Genomic DNA, 18259 nt, shown 5'->3' with positions numbered 1-18259 from the left:
CTAATGAATAGTTAGCCACATGATATTTTTGTTAGAATTTGTAACCTACAGAGATCTGAAAAACAGCGTTTTTAACTTTATCGCCGTAATTGTCCTCAGGGAGTTTGCTCAATCCTAAATTGTATCTAGCATCAACGAAGATTCCCATTGGTAGTTCGTAGCCTATTCCAAAGTTTAGACCAAAATCAACAGATTTAACTTCGTCTTTTAAATCTTCAGTTTCATTGTATTCTGCAGGTAAGGGTATGTCAACACCATTTAAAGACGCACTTGTTTTTAGGACACTCTCTGCCTTTACTAAAAAACCAAGCTGCGGTCCTGCTTGAATAGAAAAGCCTTCAGCTACATAATATTTTGCCATAATAGGCACGTTGATGTAGTCTAGCGTCATCTTTTGATCAACCTTACCAATCAGTTGATCTAGTCCCTCAAACATCTCTATTCTTTGAGTTTCTAGTTTTGCTCCTTGGGAGGAATACAAAAGTTCTGGTTGAATTGAGAATTTTTCATTGATAAAGATTTCAACAAGTCCTCCAACGTGGAATCCTGTTTTCATTTTTGTATCGGCTTCTCCTCCTGAAAAATTGGCAAAGTTAAGTCCTGCTTTAGCACCGATTTTAACATCAGGTGTTTGTGCATAAATAGCTCCGCTAAATAGCGTACAAGCCATTAGTGTAAAAGTAATTTTTTTCATGTATTGCGTAAAAAATGGAAAGAGGCTAGTTTTTCTAGCCTCTTTAAAGATTATTTAATTAGAATTTATAACCAACAGATACTTGAATTACAGAGTTTTTATAATCACCGAATTCTTTTTCTTTTGGAACCTTAGTCAAACCAAGATTGTATCTCGCTTCAGCGAATACTCCCATTGGAAGCTCGTATCCCAGTCCGAAGTTTAATCCAAAGTCAATAGAATTCATTTGATCCTTGATGTCACCGCTTCCACTAATGCCTCCTAAGCCTGTTACACTTGCGTCAATATCTGCTTCTGCTTTCATCAAGAAACCAATTTGTGGTCCTGCTTGAACGTTAAAACCTTCAGCTACATAATATTTAGCCATAATTGGCACATTGATGTAATCTAAATTCGTTTTGGTTTTAGACGAGGTTGTCACCAATCCTGGAATACTAGTACTCGACGATGTTTTGGATCCTTGAGTAGAATAAAGTACCTCCGGTTGAACAGAGAATTTTTCGCTGATAAAAATTTCAGCCAAACCACCAACGTGGAATCCTGTTTTCATATCACCATCTGTTAGGTTGGCAAAGTTAACACCGGCTTTTACACCAATTTTAACGTCGGGAGTCTGTGCATAAATACCGCTGCTAAAAGCGGTAATTGCCATTAAAGTAAAAATAGTTTTTTTCATAATTTGGTTTTTTAATTAATCTCAAATCTAACTAAATTATTTTTCAAATAAAAACAAAATTTAGTCATATTGCTGAATTTTCGGCTTTTTTTTTGTTTTTATTTTATCAAATAGTAAAATTTATTACATATTTTTTGAATTTCAGTTTTATCTGTGGTACTAAGTCGAATAGTCTTTCAATCGGACTACAATATATTTCTAAGCATCGTATTTGAGTTGTAAAACCTAAGGTGTTGCTGTCTTATACTTCGTGCCATCTAAATAGTATTCGATTGCTTTTTATTATCGGTGCTAAAAATAGTTAAATATTTTAATTAATCGTTGTTTTTAATTCTTTCTGGTGTATTTTTTTTGATTAATAATTTTTTTTATTAAAATTTAGTACATGGAAAAAAGACTTTTGAAACTCTTTAAAAAAAGTAAAGCATATTTATAAAAATATATAAATATGCTTTAATGAAGGGAGTTTATGAGTGTTTATTTTTGAATGAGGTCTAGGAATTTTATGCCTATAACTACACCTTGATCTTGAAAACCGCCTTGATAGGATCTGAAATAATCGATTCTGAATACGCGAAACTTTCCAAAGCCAAAATTGTTTAGACCGATACTTATTTCATGGTAAGGTTTTTTGTCTGGTATATACAGCTGATGCGAACCGATGACGATCGAATATTTTAATTGATTGAGTAGGGGAATTTTATTTAATATATATCCTTTAAAATCGTGTTCAATATGGGCTTGAAAATAAGAAGTGTTTGTGCTGTTGTCGTAATAGGGCAATAAGTTAAATTGATTGTCATAAATGGTGTTGGAACCGACGAAACTTTGATTGGCGTTGAAGTGTTTGTAGTCCATAAAGGCTACTTCATTGCCGTCGAAAAACTTTCCAGCATCCATTCCGATATTCAGGCGGCCGAAATTGGATATAGTGCGACTGTATTTGGTGGAAGCCGATAAAAAGTCAAAATCGTATTTAGATAAACTCGATGAAAATCCCTTTTCATAGTTTAACGACAATACAGGATAGTCTGAACTCGGGATATAAATTCGTTTATTGGGGTAACTGACAATTTTTTTGTCGAAAACAATATCCATGCCCAGCTTTACTTTTAATATGTTATTTTGTTCGAATCCGGGATCGATAAAATCGGATCCATCCATCGGATTGTTGGATTCAAAATATTTGTCTTTGATAAAAGGCGAACGCAACATGGAATTAAACAAGGGAATACGATTGGCATATTCTAAGGAAGTATTGATTTTAATTCCAGTGAAAGCATATTGTTCATATTCAAATTTAATATAATCTTTTTGATAGAATCGAGCAAAATTTTCTCCAAACCAGGAAGAGCCAATAGAATTGATGAGGTTTTTGATCGGTGCTTTGTCTTGACCAAATTGCTCTACGGTCATTCCCCCAGACAGGTTAAATTTATTAAAATTGACTTTGTTAAATAAATGGGATACATAGGCTGAGAAACGCGGTTTGTTTTCCGCAATTCCATAATTCAGTAAAATACCAGCTTCGGTTTTTTCGGTATCGCTAGCTTCTGTGATATAAGCGACCCCTGTAGTGACATTAAAGCCTTGTACGGCGTTAAAGGCAAAGGTAGACAATAGTCCTCGGTACGACCACTTAGTGCCTTTAAAGGAGTTCTTGTGTTCATAACCCTTAATTAATTTTAAAAGCGTAAAGCGGTTGCTCAATTGATCGGTGGAGTCTAAATAGACCTTCGTGCTTTTGTTTTCTAAGAGGCTCTCTTTATATTCGTAATTGTATTTCTCATCCATTGTAAGCGGTATTGGACGGATGGATTCCCAATATGCATTATCTCTTTTATTCGATTCCTTATCAAATAGAATTAACTCTTGGTTAAAAGTGTTTTTTGGAAAGGTGTCTACGGCATGGTAATTCGAATAGACGTAGTTGAATTTACTTGAAAAGTCGAAAACTAAAATTTTACCTTTAAAAAAAAGGGATTGATTGTTTTTGCTCCAACTGTTGGATGAGTCGTTGTAGATAAAATTTTGCTGCAATTCAAAACTGTCGACCATCGGATAGTTGATACTACTACCGCTAATCTTTGCGTCTACAGCATAAATGGCCCAGCTCTTATCTACGATATAGATGTGCCCATCGATAACGGGCTCGCTACTGCGTTTGGGTGTAGCGCTAATTTTATAAATGATATGATCATTGGCATCTTTGAAACTGCCTTCTAAAACAAAGTTATAATAACTAGGTGCTATAGGTGCTAATGGCGATATTAAGCGGATTAATGAATTGGCTTCACTTTTATAAAAATCAAAATGAACGGCGATGCCAGAATTAAAAGAAAAACCTTTGTTGTTACCGCTGACTTTAGAGGCGGTAATTTCTTCTTTCATTTTACTGGGCTTTTGAACAGAAATTTTAGAAACGGTTTCAGATAGGTAAATCAGGTTGCGTTTTAAGGAATCTGAAAATAACTGCGGGTCGATATCCTTTAATTTCTGACCCAAAAAGGTGTCTTTATTGGTGTCTAGACGGATATAGCCTTTGGAATAGAAGTCCAAAGTGTGTTGTTTCATTATGCTACCATTGAGCTCCCTGTTCTTACTGGCCATTTTGATGATGGCTACAGCCGGATTTATGGGTTTTTTGCTGCGAGTTAAAACATCAGGTATCTCAGTGGTTTCTGTTAGAAGTTGAATGTTTAGTTTTTGAATCTCTTTGGTGATTTTGATCTTGGCTGATTTGGATTGGTAACCCAGTGCCTGAAAAATGATGGTGAAATTACCTTTTTTTAGCGTATTGAGTTCGTATTTACCCTCCTCATTTGTAGAAGTACCTATGGTCGAATCCTCAATATAAACGGAAACTTCCGCTAAAGGCGTGCCATCTAGAGCAGTTACTTTACCTTTAATTTGTGCGTTAGCGTAAATAGTGAAAAATAAGAGAAATAAGGGGAGTGTTTTTCTCATAAATTCATTAGCGTATTAGAAATGATGAGAGGGCTAATTCGTATCCACGAATACCAAATCCGACGAGAACTCCTTGGCAGACTGGTGATATATAAGAATGATGTCTAAACTGTTCACGGGCGAAGGTGTTGGATATATGGACCTCAATTACAGGTGTTGTAATGGCTCTAATGGTATCGGCTAAAGCTATAGAAGTGTGAGTATAGGCTCCTGCGTTTAAAACGATCCCATCGTACTCAAAACCATATTCCTGAAGTTTGTCAATTAATTCCCCTTCTATATTGCTTTGAAAAGTGATTAAGGATAGCTGTGGAAAACGCGCTTGCAATTGTTCAAAATAACTATCAAAGCTCGTATTCCCATATATAGTAGGTTCTCTTTTTCCTAACAAATTCAAATTAGGACCATTAAGGATTAGTATTTTCATATTTTTTGAAGTGTATTGGTGGAAAAGACACCTAATTGGTAAGCGTATTTGTTTTTAGATATATCTAAGATGTGAAACTACAATAAAAACCCTAGAGATAACTGTCCAACAGCATTTTTAACATTACTGCTTTCGGCTACTTTACTTAATCCAAAACCATATCTGGCTTGAATAAATACGCTATTGGTTAATTGCAAACCCAATCCAGCTACTATAGCGGTTTCATAAGAATTGGTGTCTCCGGGTTTGAATTCGTTTTTTTTACTCATTAAAAAAGAGAATTGTGGTCCAGCCTCTAAAGTGATACTGCGGTTTAAATTAATTTTGGCTAATACCGGTATCGCTATATATCCCAATTTGCTTTTTATCTCCTTGGTAATGTCTCCTAGGGTATTGTCATAGTTAGCACCAACGGTAGAATACAATAATTCCGGTTGAATAGCTAGCTTTTCGCTTAGGCGCAATTCTGCAGTAGCGCCAAAATGAAAACTGGTTATCGCATCGGATGAAATATCTTTTCCTGTAAAATTAGCGTAGTTAACGCCGCCTTTGATTCCGAATTTTAAAATTTGAGCCTGAATTTGCCATCCACTAAGGAAGATAAGTATAAATAAAACTGTTTTTTGAGCCATTTTAACTGTTTTTTAAGAATATTAATTAAAGTTATAAGATATTGTTTGATAATATGTTAATGTAAAAATAAGCTGTTTTGTGTTATCCAAATGTTATTTTTAAGTAAAAAAAAAACCTTTACACCTGCAAGATAGGTAAATTTGTCTTGTTAATAATTCAAAAATCACTAACAATGAAAAAAATTGTATTATCAGTTGCAGCTGTATTCGCATTCGGATTTGCTGCTCAAGCGCAAGAAGTAGGAGAAGGATTTGGATATTCTAAAGGAGATGTTTTCCTTTCAGGTTCAATTGGATTTGGTTCTAATAAATTTGTAGGAGACAATTATAAACAAAATAGTTTCTCATTTGCTCCTCAAGCTGGTTATTTTGTAAATGACAATATCGCAGTAGGTTTGAGATTGGGAGTTGCCAATTCAAAAGTAACGGCTAATGAAGGTGACAAAGCTTTCAAAGTAAATGAATTAGCAATCGGAGCATTTGGTAGATATTACTTTACTCCAAGTAGCAAATTCTCTTTATTCGGTCAATTAGCTGCAGATTATGCATCAGTTGATTACAAATCAAACGATTATAAAGTTAATGCATTTTCAGTTGAATTAGCTCCAGGTGTTAGTTATTTCCTAAACAGTAACTTCGCTTTAGAAGCAACTTGGGGATTGATCAACTACACGAACTCAAAACCTGATTTCGACGGTGCTGAAACAGCTTCAAGCTTTAATGCTGCTGTTGACTTAACAAATATTAAATTAGGTTTAGTTTATAAATTCTAATAAAATTACTTATTTGTAAAAAGGCTTCTCTATTGAGAAGCCTTTTTTTGTATAACTGTTTTTTTTAGTTGAAATTTACAGTGAATCTTATTTAACAGCGTTTATGGAATTCGATCAGCAAAAAGAGCCAGATCATTGGGGGAAGTATATAAGACTGTATAAAAACTATTTAAAGCTCGAGCGGGGCTTATCCGAAAATTCGATGATCAGTTATGAATTGGATGTTTTAAAATTTTATCGTTATTTACATACACATGATTTGATGGTGGATCTTGAGATTCTCAGTGAGGAGGAGGTTCAGCATTTTTTATACGCGATATCATCTGTGATTGCTCCAGCGACTCAATCTCGGATTATTTCGGGCTTAAAAGGCTTTTTTAATTTTTTGGTTTTAGAGCGGTATATCCAACAATCTCCGATGGATTTGATAGAAATTCCCAAGTTGGGAAGGTCGCTTCCGGAAGTACTCTCTTTAGAGGAAATTGATTTGTTGGTAGAGCAAATCGATCAGGCCACTGATGAGGGGTATCGAAATCGCGTGATTATTGAAACGCTTTATGGTTGTGGTCTTCGGGTTACAGAATTGGTGACTTTGCGCTTGTCTGATTTGTTTTTTGATGAAGGATTTATCCGTATAATAGGCAAGGGGAGTAAACATCGTTTAGTTCCTATCGCTCCGGATACCATCGGCTATTTAAGTCGTTATATCGATGAAATTCGGACCCATCAGTCAATAAAGAAAGAGGCTTCTGATATTGTTTTTTTAAACAGACGTGGCGGGCAGTTGAGTCGAGCGATGATTTTTACTATCATTAAAAGATTAGCTGTAAAAGCTTCCATAGACAAAAACATTAGTCCGCATACTTTTCGACATTCGTTCGCTACCCATCTTTTGGAGCACGGAGCTGATATTAGGGCAATACAGCTGATGTTAGGGCATGAGTCGATTACAACTACTGAAATCTATACCCATGTCAATAGAGAACATCTGCGTAAGGTGTTGGTTGATTGTCACCCAAGGAATTCTAAGGAGTTTTAGGTCGTGATTCGTAATTCGTAATTCGTAAATCGATTCTCGAACATCGACTTACGATTTACGACATTCGTTCGCTACCCATCTTTTGGAGCGCGGAGCTGATATTAGAGCAATACAGCTGATGTTGGGACACGAGTCGATTACAACTACTGTAATCTATACCCATGACAATAGAGAACAGCTGCGTAAGGTGTTGGTTGATTGCTATCCGAGGAATCCAAAGGAGTTTTAAATCGTGATTCGTAAATCGTGATTCGTAAATCGTGATTCGTAAATCGATTCTCGAACATCGACTTACGACTTTCGAAAAAAAAAGCCTCATGAAAATGAGGCTTTTTTTTATTTAGCGATATTTACAGCTCGAGTTTCTCGAATTACTGTTATTTTAACTTGACCCGGATAGGTCATTTCTGTCTGTATTTTTTGTGAGATGTCGAATGAAAGTGTTGAAGCCATTTCATCAGAAACTTTTTCACTTTCAACAATAACTCTTAGTTCACGTCCAGCTTGGATGGCATAAGCATTTTTAACACCATTGAATTCTTGAGCAATTCCTTCAAGATCTTTTAATCTCTGAATATACGAATCCAATACTTGGCGTCTTGCTCCTGGTCTTGCTCCTGAAATAGCATCACAAACTTGGATGATTGGAGAGATCAGGGAAGTCATTTCAATTTCATCGTGGTGAGCTCCAATCGCGTTGCACACTTCTTCTTTTTCTCCGAATTTCTCCGCCCACTGCATTCCTAAAATCGCGTGAGGAAGTTCGCTTTCCGTTTCTGGAACCTTTCCAATATCGTGTAAAAGACCGGCTCTTTTAGCTAGTTTTACGTTTAGTCCCAATTCTGCAGCCATTAAACCACAAAGTTTAGCTACTTCTCTAGAGTGTTGTAGTAGGTTTTGCCCGTAAGATGATCTGTATTTCATACGTCCGATAATCTTGATCAATTCTGGGTGTAATCCGTGAATTCCCAAATCGATTACCGTGCGTTTTCCAATTTCGATGATTTCCTCATCGATTTGTTTAGCGGTTTTAGCAACCACTTCTTCAATACGCGCTGGGTGAATACGGCCATCTGTTACCAAACGGTGTAAGGACAAACGAGCAATTTCTCTTCGAACCGGATCGAAACAAGAAAGAATAATCGCTTCTGGTGTGTCATCGACAATGATTTCTACTCCAGTTGCAGCTTCAATAGCACGGATATTTCTTCCTTCTCTACCGATAATACGACCTTTGACGTCATCGGATTCGATGTTGAATACCGAAACACAGTTCTCAACGGCCTCTTCAGTACCTACACGTTGAATGGTGTTGATGATGATTTTTTTGGCTTCTTGTTGAGCGGTCATTTTGGCTTCTTCAATAGTGTCTTGAATAAAAGACATCGCATTGGCTTTGGCCTCTGTTTTTAAACTGTCAATGATTTGGTTTTTGGCCTCATCAGCAGAAAGTCCCGAAATGATTTCTAGTTGTTCTACTTGACTTTTATGTAACTTTTCAACTTCTTCTTGTTTCTTCTCAACAAGCTCTAGTTTGGTCTCGTAATCCTTTATCTTTTTTTCTCCTTCTTCATTCGATTTTTTGGCCTTAGCCAATTCGCTTGAAATTTGAGATTCTTTGTCTCTAGTTCTTTTTTCTGCTTCTGCAATTTTTTTATCTCTCGATAGAATCACTTGCTCGTGTTCTGCTTTAAGCTCTATGAATTTCTCTTTTGCTTGGAGCATCTTCTCCTTCTTTAACGTCTCCCCATCGGCTCTGGCATCTTTTAAAAGCGTTTTAGCTTCGTTTTTCGCATTCTTTAAAATGGAAGATGCGTTGTTTTTTTCCAAGTACTTTGCAACGGCAAAGCCTATTCCTGTTCCAAGTATTAATCCCCCGATAATTAATATTATTGTATCCATATTTGTTTGTGTAATTATATAAAAAAAGCCCACATTAGGGGTGGTTGTATAAACTCGTAATATGACAAGTTTTGAGCTATCTTGCTGTTCAAGGATCTGCGCAAGGCAGCATGCTTTAGAAGCAACGATTCACTCATTTGAATTTGTTAGCGTTGAGTTTATCAAACAGGTACTAATGTGGGCAGTATCTTAGTTTTATGTTAAAGAACGTGTTTATTTTGAAAGAATCTTATCCAATTTTGAATTCATTTCTTGTAAGCGATCAATAGCTTGTGTATAGTTGTCTGAAATATCAATTTTCTTCTGCTCGGTCTGTGCCGCAAATTGCAAGGCACACATCGCTAGAACATCTTGTTTGTCGCGAACAGCATAGTTTTCTTCAAACTGATGGATCATCGTCTCAATTTTTTTTGAAGCCGTTCTTAGCCCTTCCTCTTGTGAATAATCTACAGTAAGGGGGTATATTCGATCGGCAATCGAAACTTTAATCTTTAATTTCTGATCCATAATAACTCTTTATTATTCAGAGAGTTGTGCTATACAATTGTCTATTTCTCGTATTAATGAATTTATCTTGAGTTTCGTATCTCTTTTGTTTTCTTCGTTGCCCAGTAATGAATTGGCTAACTTGAGTGAATCGTATCGGGTTTCCAAACCGCTATGCGTATCTCTCAAATTATGAATTTCCGCTCTAGACTTATTCAGTTCTTGCAATAATGTTGCATTCTCAACTTCCAAAGCTTCAAGCTTTTGTACAAGTTTTGTAAACTTACTTTCCAGAGAATCTATGATTTCGTTAAGCTCACTCATTATACTATTGTTCATTACATGATTTTACAAAGTTAATATTACTATTTCTAAATAAAAAAAAAATATGATAAAAAATCGAAAATTCTTTATTGTTAAATATATTGTAGATCTTTAAGTTTAATTTATTTTTAAATAATCCGCTTATAACTCATTAGTTATTTTTATAAATTAGCACAAATTGCCAAGATGAAATCACTATTCTTATTTTTACTTTCAACCAGTTGTATTTTTGCACAGAGTTTTCCTAAAGATCAGTTTCTTAGTCCTTTGAAAATCGATCTAATTCCCTCGGGTACTTTCGGAGAATTGAGGGGCAATCACTTTCACGCGGGTCTGGATATACGCACAGAGCAGCGAATTGGATTACCCGTTTATGCGCCAGCCGATGGTACTGTTTCGCGTATCAAGGTTTCGACCTTTGGTTACGGTAAAGCTTTGTATATCAATCACGCCGGTGGTTATACTACAGTCTATGGACATTTGAACGCCTATAATGACAAAATCGGTGCATTTGTTAAAAATCAACAATACAAATCAAATAAATTTGAAATAGAACTTTTTCCGAAAGCAGGTGAGTTGCTGGTGAAAAAAGGGGACCTCATTGCTTTTACCGGTAATACAGGTGGGTCGGGTGGCCCACATTTGCATTTTGAATTTCGAGACACTAAAACCGAAAAGATTATTAATCCGTTGCATTTCGGAACTCAAATAAAAGTAAAAGATACGAAAGCTCCTGTTTTAAACGGTTTGTTGGCTTATCCATTAGGTGATGCTGCGGTGGTCAATCAATCTGAAAAACCCATAGAGGTGCCACTGACAAAACAAAAAGATGGAACTTACATCGCTGATCGCGTCCGTGCCAAGGGAAAGATTGGCTTTTCGGTCAATACCCACGATGTTTCTGATAATAATTATGCTAAAAACGGAATCTATTACATAAAAACATATTTGAATGGTACGCCTTTTTATAGTTTTCAGTTCGATACTTTTGCCTTTGATGAATCGAGGTATGTGAATGCTTTGATTGACTATGAGCATTTTGTAAAGACGAAGCAGCGTTTTCAAAAATTGTTTTATAAAAAACCTTACGGTTTGTCTTTGATCAACTCCTATAAAAACAACGGCCAAATCGACGTAGACACGTTGATGAATTTTAATTATATGATTGAAATTTGTGACTTTAACGGCAATAAAACCGTTGTTCATGTTCCGATCGACTATGCGGAGGAGGCTTTGGTAATCCGTGCGGAGAAAGAAATAACACCGAGGTTTATTCAAACGGATCGCGAGTATATTTTTGAGAAAGACCAAGTGGTTGTGGAGTTTCCTTCCGGAGTTTTTTACGACGATTTTTATCTCAAGATGGAAGTAAAAGACCGCGTTTTGTATCTGCATGATGAAACCGTAGCCTTGCATAAAAATATTACCATCAAATTTGACGTTAGTCAGTTAGAGGGGGTTAATCTCGAAAAAGCTTTTATCGGTAGAGTTAGTAATGGGAAAAAAGAATATTTTAGTACACAGAAAAAAAACAAGACGTTTTCCATTAGAACACGCGATTTTGGCGAATATCAAATTTTTGAGGATAATATCGCTCCGTTGATTGCTAAACCGAACTTTGTTGCTGGAGCGGAATTGGATAAAACCAAGCGCTTGAGCTTTGTGGTGACCGATGATTTGTCCGGTCTTAATACGATAGAGGGATATATCAATGGGTGCTGGATTTTATTGGATTATGACTATAAAACCAATCTAATAGTACATGATATTAGTGATGATGTCGCTGTGGTTGGACGAAACGAGATTAAGATTATAGCAACGGATCGAATCGGAAATAGCACTGTATTTGAAAGCCACTTTTTTATAAAATAAACCAGATCAACTTGAAAAAATTCAAAGCGTTTTCTATCGTAATAGGGCTGTTTTTTAGCGTTCATTTTTACGCGCAACAAGCAAGGGTAAAAGGAGTTGTTTTGAATGAAAAGCAACTACCTGTAGTGGGAGTGACCGTTGTTGCTGGAGCTTTTCAGACAACGACCAACGACAATGGTTTTTATGTGCTGCATATCGAATCAGAACAGGATTATCAAGTAAATTACACTCATATCGGATTCAAAACAGCTAGGGTGATGGTTCGTTTGAAAAACAAGGAGGATTTTGAATTGAATTTGGTATTGAATAGCGATTCTCAAACTCTGAGTGAAATTGTAATTGATAAAACTGATGATCGCGTTGTTGGTGCAACTGTGATTTCGCCTGTATTGTTGCGGCGGATTCCCGGCGCCAATGCGGGTATAGAAAATATCTTAAAAACCTTGCCGGGAGTGTATTCTAATAATGAACTAAGTACGCAATATGCGGTTCGTGGAGGAAATTATGATGAAAATCTGGTCTATGTCAATGAAATTGAGATATACAAACCGTTTTTGATTCGTTCTGGACAGCAAGAGGGTTTGAGTTTTACCAATACCGATATGGTTGAGAAAGTTAATTTTTCAGCTGGGGGATTTCAAGCGAAATACGGAGATAAGTTGGCATCTGTGTTGGATATAACCTATCGTACTCCAACCTCTTTTAAAGCGGCTGTAGAAGCTAGTTTTTTAGGTGTTGCAGCTACGGTTGATTGGGTTTCTAAAAATCAAAAATGGAGTGCCATTTCAGGTGTTCGTTATCGCGATAATAAGTTGTTGGTTAACAGTCAGGAGACGGAAACCAATTTCAATCCAGCTTTTGTGGATTTTCAAACCTTGATTAATTTTAATGCTTCGACCAAATGGCAATGGAGTTTTTTGGGAAATATATCTCAGAACAAATATCACTATAAACCCTTAACTCGACAAACAAATTTTGGTACTATCGATAATCCTACGGCTTTATTGGTGTATTATCAAGGGCAGGAAAAAGATGAGTATTTAACTTTGTTTGGTGCGTTAAAAGGGGTGTATCAATGGAATGATTACACGAAGTTGAAGTTTATTGCTTCGGGTTATCAAACCCGAGAGAAAGAGCATTTTGACATATTAGCTTCATACCGTTTGGGGGAGGTAGATACTAATTTGGGGTCTGAAAATTTTGGAGGAGTCAGTTATAGTAGAGGTGTGGGTTCGCAGCTAAATCACGCTAGAAATGATTATGATGCCGTTATTTTTAATGCTGAAGTCAAGGGGTTTCACGATAAAGATCAACAACAATTTGAATGGGGATTAAAGTTTAGCCGAGAGGATGTTAAAGACAGACTGTCTGAATGGGAAGTGGTTGATTCTGCGGGTTTTTCCTTGCCGTCGCCTCTAGTTGATTTGCGTAATGATCAGCCTTACCAACCCTATTATGGGCCATTATTGCCCTTCCAAAATGTGCGCTCTAGAAATGATGTAGTCATAGATCGTTTGTCGGGATATGTACAATGGAATTATAGAACTGAAATTGGTCAAAACGAACTTTGGTTAAATGCTGGTGTGCGTGGACATTGGTGGCAGGCTGGTTCCGACGATCAAAAGTCGGATGCAAAGATGATTGTTAGTCCGCGTGCGCAAATTGCCATTAAGCCAAACTGGACAGCGGATATGGTGTTCCGTGTTTCGGGTGGTTGGTATGCGCAACCGCCATCATATAGAGAGATGAGGGCTATGGATGGGACGGTAAATCTAAATTTAAAAGCGCAACAATCCATACATTTGGTATTGGGTAATGACTATAGCTTTAAGTTGGGTCAGCGCCCTTTTAAATTGACAACGGAGGTGTATTATAAAAACCTAACGGATGTCAATACCTATACCTTAGAGAATGTGCGAATTCGTTATCATGCCGATAATGATGCAAAGGCCTATGTTTTTGGAGCAGATGTGCGTTTGAACGGTGAGATTTTACCGGGAACCGAATCGTGGTTAAGTGTGGGGTATCTCAAAACGGAAGAGAATTATAGAGAACAAGGTTATATTGCAAGACCTACCGATCAACGTTTAAAATTCGGATTGTTGTTTCAGGATTATATGCCTCAGATTCCCAATTTAAAAATGTATTTGAATTTGGTTTACAACACAGGATTGCCGGGAGGGTCGCCTTCTTATGCTGATCCGTATCAATATCAGCTGCGATTAAAGGATTATCGCAGAGCCGATGCGGGTTTTTCTTATGTGTTTAAAGATGCGAAAATAGGATTGCATAAAAAGTGGTTGTCACCTTTTGATGAGTTAGCCATAGGTGTTGAAATATATAATCTCTTTGATAATCAGAATGCCATAACCAATACTTGGGTACGCGATGTGTATACTAAAGTGCAGTATGGTATACCAAATTATATGACGACTAGGACTTTTAATTTAAAAGTAAATATGCGCTTATAATTTTTTTGAAAGCTAGCGTAATTATTTTTATATTTGATAGGATAAAAAGTAAATGATGAAAAAATTAAAAGGTGCTGTGGTGATCTTGGTATTGATGAGTTTGTATTCATGTAAAAATGAAGAAGAGCAACCCAAAGTGATTTATGAAGCGAAAAAGATTTCCGTACGCGAACCTCAAAAAATAGATAGTACTCAGATTAAAATAGCTGATTTACCGATTTTGATGGAGGGGACCAATTATTTGATTCATCCCATAGGAGATGTGCGTGTTTATGATGTTTCTTCAAAATACGGCTCGACTAAGGTTAATCAAGTTTCTTATACGATTTCGAATTATAACCGCTTCGAATTGACGGGCTATTTTCAGAATCTGATGTTTCAACATATAGACTCTACCGCTTTGCGACCTTTAACCGATCAGGTTATGCAGATCCAAACGGTTACGTATTTGAATACCATAGCCGATAAAACGAAAAAGAAAATTTTGGTATACAGTATTGCAGATCTCGATACGAATCAAGACGGGAAAATCGACTCCAATGATATTAAGTCTTTGTATATCAGTATGAATGATGGGACGAAATTCACTAAGCTATCAGAGGACTTGCACGAACTTTTGGATTGGAGTGTGATTGAAACTCAAAATAGATTGTATTTTAGAACCATAGAAGACATCAATAAAAATGGGGCTTTTGATAAGAATGATGCCATCGATTACTTCTATGTAGATTTGAGTAAGAATCAATGGAAAATAGAAAGCTATAATCCGATGAAAAATTGATAATTGAAACGAAATATATAAAGGGGCCTTCAAGAGAATGGCCCTTTTTTATGCTTTAGAATATTTAACTCAAACTCTTTAGTGTTGGCTTAGTTTGTACCTAGTTTGTACCTAGTTTGTACCTAGTTTGTACCTAGTTTGTACCTAGTTTGTATCTAGTTTGTATCTAGTTTGTATCTAGTTTGTATCTAGTTTGTATCTAGTTTGTATCTAGTTTGTACCTAGTTTGTATCTGGTTTGTTTTAAGAGGTATTAGGTGTTTCTATGAGGTGTCAATGTGTTGGATTACAATCTCGGGCAGGTATAAAGCAAAAAAGGTTGCATCCCTCGATGCAACCTTTTTTAAGTGGTATGGTATTATCTACTTAAGTACATTTTACGTCTGGAGTAGATTTCGTAGAATTGATCGTCTTTTAAGTCGTCAATAAACAAGATGCTTTCACCAGTCGATTTCATCTCAGGACCTAATGCTTTATTGACATTTCTGAATTTGTCAAAAGAGAATACAGGACTTTTGATAGCGTATCCTTTTAATTGCGGGTTAAAGTCGAAGTCCGTGACTTTTTTATCGCCAAGCATGACTTTGGTCGCGTAATTCACGTACGGTTCGCCATAAGCTTTTGCGATAAACGGCACTGTTCTAGAGGCTCTTGGATTGGCTTCGATTATGTAAACGATATCGTCTTTAATAGCAAACTGTATGTTGATAAGACCTACTGTTTTTAATGCGATAGCAATTTTATGAGTATGGTCTTTGATTTGTTGTAAAACAAATTCTCCAAGGTTAAAAGGAGGTAACATGGCATGGCTGTCACCAGAGTGAACACCACATGGCTCGATGTGCTCCATGATACCGATGATGTATACATTTTCACCGTCACAGATAGCATCTGCTTCCGCTTCTATTGCTCCATCCAAATAATGATCTAACAACAACTTGTTTCCAGGGATGGAGTTGAGTAGGTCAATTACGTGTTCTTCTAATTCTTTTTTGTTGATGACAATTTTCATTCCTTGACCGCCCAATACATAAGATGGACGAACCAACAATGGAAAGTCTAAGCTATCAGCAAGTTCTAAAGCTTGGTCGGCAGTCTGAGCGATACCAAATTGAGGAAAAGGAATCTTCAATTCTTCAAGTAGGGCAGAGAATCTCCCGCGATCTTCCGCTAAATCTAATGCGTCAAAGCTGGTTCCGATAATTTTGATACCGTTGCGTTCTAACTTTTCTGCTAGTTTTAAAGCGGTTTGACCTCCGAGTTGAACGATAACTCCTTCTGGTTTTTCATGGCGGATGATATCATAGATATGTTCCCAGAAAACCGGTTCGAAGTACAATTTATTTGATGTGTCAAAATCGGTAGAAACCGTTTCTGGATTACAATTGATCATGATGGTTTCGTAACCACATTCTTCTGCAGCTAAAACACCGTGAACACAAGAGTAGTCAAACTCGATTCCTTGGCCAATTCTATTTGGACCCGATCCCAGAACGATGATTTTCTTTTTGTCTGATACAATACTTTCATTAGAAACATATCTGGTACCGTCTGGTTTTTCGATTTCCGCTTCAAAAGTGGAGTAGTAATAAGGTGTTTTTGCAGGGAATTCAGCTGCACAAGTGTCTACTAATTTGAAGATACGGTTTACTTTCATCTCATCTCTCAAAGTGTGTACTTTACTCTCTAAGGTGTTGAGCATATGTGCAATCTGACGATCGGCAAAACCTTTTTGTTTGGCTTCTAAGAGCAATTCTTTTGGAAGTGTTTCTATAGTGTATTTAGAAACCTCTTTCTCCAATAGGTATAACTCTTCGTATTGTTTTAAGAACCACATATCAATTTTCGTGATTTCGTGGATTCTGCTCAACGGTATACCGTGTTGGATGGCATCGTAGATGACGAATACGCGATCCCAGCTAGCGTGAGTTAATTTGTCGATGATTTGATCGTAGTTGGTATAGCCTTTTCCGTCTGCGCCCAATCCGTTTCTTTTGATTTCTAAGGATTGTGTAGCTTTGTGAAGGGCTTCTTGGAATGAACGTCCGATTCCCATAACTTCTCCTACGGATTTCATTTGAAGGCCTAAGGTACGGTCTGCGCCCTCGAACTTATCAAAATTCCAACGAGGTATTTTTACAATCACATAATCCAAAGTTGGCTCAAATAAAGCGGAAGTGGATTTGGTGATTTGGTTTTGTAATTCGTCAAGAGAATATCCCAGTGCTAATTTAGTTGCAACTTTCGCAATTGGATATCCAGTGGCTTTAGAAGCTAAGGCTGATGAACGAGAAACGCGAGGGTTGATCTCGATGGCAACAATATCTTCTTTTTCGTCTGGTGATACGGCAAATTGCACATTACATCCTCCGGCGAAATTTCCGATACTGCGCATCATCTTGATCGATAAATCACGCATTCTTTGAAAAGTTCTATCAGATAAAGTCATGGCAGGAGCTACGGTTATACTATCTCCAGTGTGGATTCCCATAGGATCCATATTTTCAATAGTACAGATAATAACGACGTTGTCGTTTTTATCGCGTAACAATTCCAATTCGTACTCTTTCCATCCTAACAAGGCTTTGTCGATCAGTACTTCATGTATTGGAGATGCTTCCAATCCACGAGTAAGTAAGTCGTCAAAATCTTCTGCTTTATGAACGAAAGCAGCACCGGTTCCTCCTAAGGTAAACGACGGGCGTATTACTAAGGGAAAACCAAATTCCTGAGCGATTTCTTTTCCTTCTAAAAAGGAAGTAGCGGTTTTGGCAGGAGCTGTAGGAACGTCGATTCTTTGAAGCAATTGTTTGAATTGCTCGCGATCTTCAGTGATGTTTATCGCATTGATGTCAACACCGATTAAACGCACGTCAAAATCTTTCCAAATTCCTTTTTCGTCGGCCTCTAAGCATAGGTTTAACGCGGTTTGACCTCCCATTGTTGGAAGTACAGCGTCAATCTCCGGATGCTCTTTCAAGATCTCGATTAATGATTTTGTAGTTAAAGGTTTTAGGTAAATATGGTCCGCCATGGAGGGGTCGGTCATAATCGTAGCTGGATTCGAATTGATCAAAATAACTTTGATTCCCTCTTCTCTTAAAGAGCGAGCAGATTGAGATCCAGAATAGTCAAACTCACAAGCTTGACCAATAACAATTGGTCCGGAACCAATTATTAAAACGGTTTTGATAGTTGTATCTTTAGGCATTTCAA

General features: G+C 36.9%; 15 protein-coding genes and 1 other RNA gene. 6 read left to right on the top strand and 10 right to left on the bottom strand.

Annotated elements, in window-relative coordinates; genetic code table 11:
* Nucleotides 1-31 precede the first annotated feature (31 nt).
* The 5 genes from L1275_RS06825 to L1275_RS06805 form a co-directional block, all read right to left on the bottom strand.
* Nucleotides 32-670: a porin family protein gene (locus tag L1275_RS06825; protein ID WP_371923448.1), complete on the bottom strand. Its 639-nt coding sequence runs from the start codon at nucleotides 668-670 to the stop codon at nucleotides 32-34.
* Between the two features lie 82 nt (nucleotides 671-752).
* Entirely contained in the window at nucleotides 753-1370 is a 618-nt protein-coding gene (locus tag L1275_RS06820) for a porin family protein (RefSeq protein WP_253471131.1), read from the bottom strand.
* Nucleotides 1371-1847: 477 nt separating this feature from the next.
* The gene (locus L1275_RS06815) at nucleotides 1848-4337 is read right to left on the bottom strand and encodes a DUF5686 and carboxypeptidase regulatory-like domain-containing protein (protein WP_253471129.1); all 2490 of its coding nucleotides are present in this window, start codon (nucleotides 4335-4337) and stop codon (nucleotides 1848-1850) included.
* A gap of 7 nt (nucleotides 4338-4344) precedes the next feature.
* Nucleotides 4345-4764 (bottom strand): type II 3-dehydroquinate dehydratase, encoded by a 420-nt coding sequence (gene aroQ, locus L1275_RS06810; protein ID WP_253471127.1) that lies wholly within the window; start codon nucleotides 4762-4764, stop codon nucleotides 4345-4347.
* Between the two features lie 77 nt (nucleotides 4765-4841).
* Nucleotides 4842-5396, bottom strand: coding sequence for a porin family protein (locus L1275_RS06805; RefSeq protein WP_253471125.1), 555 nt, complete (start codon nucleotides 5394-5396; stop codon nucleotides 4842-4844).
* A gap of 173 nt (nucleotides 5397-5569) precedes the next feature.
* Here L1275_RS06805 and L1275_RS06800 point away from each other — a divergent pair, with 173 nt between their 5' ends.
* The 3 genes from L1275_RS06800 (at nucleotide 5570) to L1275_RS06790 (ending at nucleotide 7437) form a co-directional block, all read left to right on the top strand.
* Nucleotides 5570-6169 (top strand): outer membrane beta-barrel protein, encoded by a 600-nt coding sequence (locus L1275_RS06800; RefSeq protein WP_253471123.1) that lies wholly within the window; start codon nucleotides 5570-5572, stop codon nucleotides 6167-6169.
* Between the two features lie 103 nt (nucleotides 6170-6272).
* On the top strand, nucleotides 6273-7208 hold the full coding sequence (locus L1275_RS06795; protein ID WP_253471121.1) for a site-specific tyrosine recombinase: 936 nt from the start codon (nucleotides 6273-6275) through the stop codon (nucleotides 7206-7208).
* Between the two features lie 82 nt (nucleotides 7209-7290).
* Nucleotides 7291-7437, top strand: a complete 147-nt coding sequence (locus L1275_RS06790; RefSeq protein WP_371923447.1) for a tyrosine-type recombinase/integrase — start codon at nucleotides 7291-7293, stop codon at nucleotides 7435-7437.
* Between the two features lie 107 nt (nucleotides 7438-7544).
* Here the strand turns inward: L1275_RS06790 and rny are convergent, their stop codons facing one another.
* The 4 genes from rny to L1275_RS06770 form a co-directional block, all read right to left on the bottom strand.
* A complete protein-coding gene (rny, locus tag L1275_RS06785; RefSeq protein ID WP_253471119.1) occupies nucleotides 7545-9110 on the bottom strand; it encodes a ribonuclease Y in 1566 nt (521 codons plus the stop codon).
* A gap of 50 nt (nucleotides 9111-9160) precedes the next feature.
* A non-coding RNA gene (gene ssrS / locus L1275_RS06780) (6S RNA) lies at nucleotides 9161-9268 on the bottom strand.
* A 55-nt stretch (nucleotides 9269-9323) separates the two neighbouring features.
* On the bottom strand, nucleotides 9324-9617 hold the full coding sequence (locus L1275_RS06775; RefSeq protein ID WP_253471117.1) for a cell division protein ZapA: 294 nt from the start codon (nucleotides 9615-9617) through the stop codon (nucleotides 9324-9326).
* Between the two features lie 12 nt (nucleotides 9618-9629).
* Entirely contained in the window at nucleotides 9630-9920 is a 291-nt protein-coding gene (locus L1275_RS06770) for a hypothetical protein (protein ID WP_253471323.1), read from the bottom strand.
* Nucleotides 9921-10106: 186 nt separating this feature from the next.
* Here L1275_RS06770 and L1275_RS06765 point away from each other — a divergent pair, with 186 nt between their 5' ends.
* From L1275_RS06765 to L1275_RS06755, 3 genes are read left to right on the top strand one after another with little or no spacing between them, the layout of a single operon-like run.
* Entirely contained in the window at nucleotides 10107-11792 is a 1686-nt protein-coding gene (locus L1275_RS06765) for a M23 family metallopeptidase (protein ID WP_253471116.1), read from the top strand.
* 11 nt (nucleotides 11793-11803) lie between these two features.
* Nucleotides 11804-14263, top strand: coding sequence for a carboxypeptidase-like regulatory domain-containing protein (locus L1275_RS06760; RefSeq protein WP_253471114.1), 2460 nt, complete (start codon nucleotides 11804-11806; stop codon nucleotides 14261-14263).
* A 55-nt stretch (nucleotides 14264-14318) separates the two neighbouring features.
* Nucleotides 14319-15044 carry a hypothetical protein gene (locus L1275_RS06755; protein ID WP_253471112.1) on the top strand — a complete coding sequence of 242 codons (726 nt, stop codon included), beginning with the start codon at nucleotides 14319-14321 and terminating at the stop codon, nucleotides 15042-15044.
* Between the two features lie 357 nt (nucleotides 15045-15401).
* On the opposite strand, the gene carB is transcribed toward L1275_RS06755, so the two are convergent.
* Nucleotides 15402-18254 carry a carbamoyl-phosphate synthase large subunit gene (gene carB / locus L1275_RS06750; RefSeq protein ID WP_253471111.1) on the bottom strand — a complete coding sequence of 951 codons (2853 nt, stop codon included), beginning with the start codon at nucleotides 18252-18254 and terminating at the stop codon, nucleotides 15402-15404.
* Between the last annotated feature and the right edge of the window lie 5 nt (nucleotides 18255-18259).

The sequence above is a fragment of the Flavobacterium sp. HSC-61S13 genome, assembly GCF_024171535.1.
Classification (GTDB): domain Bacteria; phylum Bacteroidota; class Bacteroidia; order Flavobacteriales; family Flavobacteriaceae; genus Flavobacterium.
This window is presented reverse-complemented; position numbering and strand designations above follow the sequence as displayed.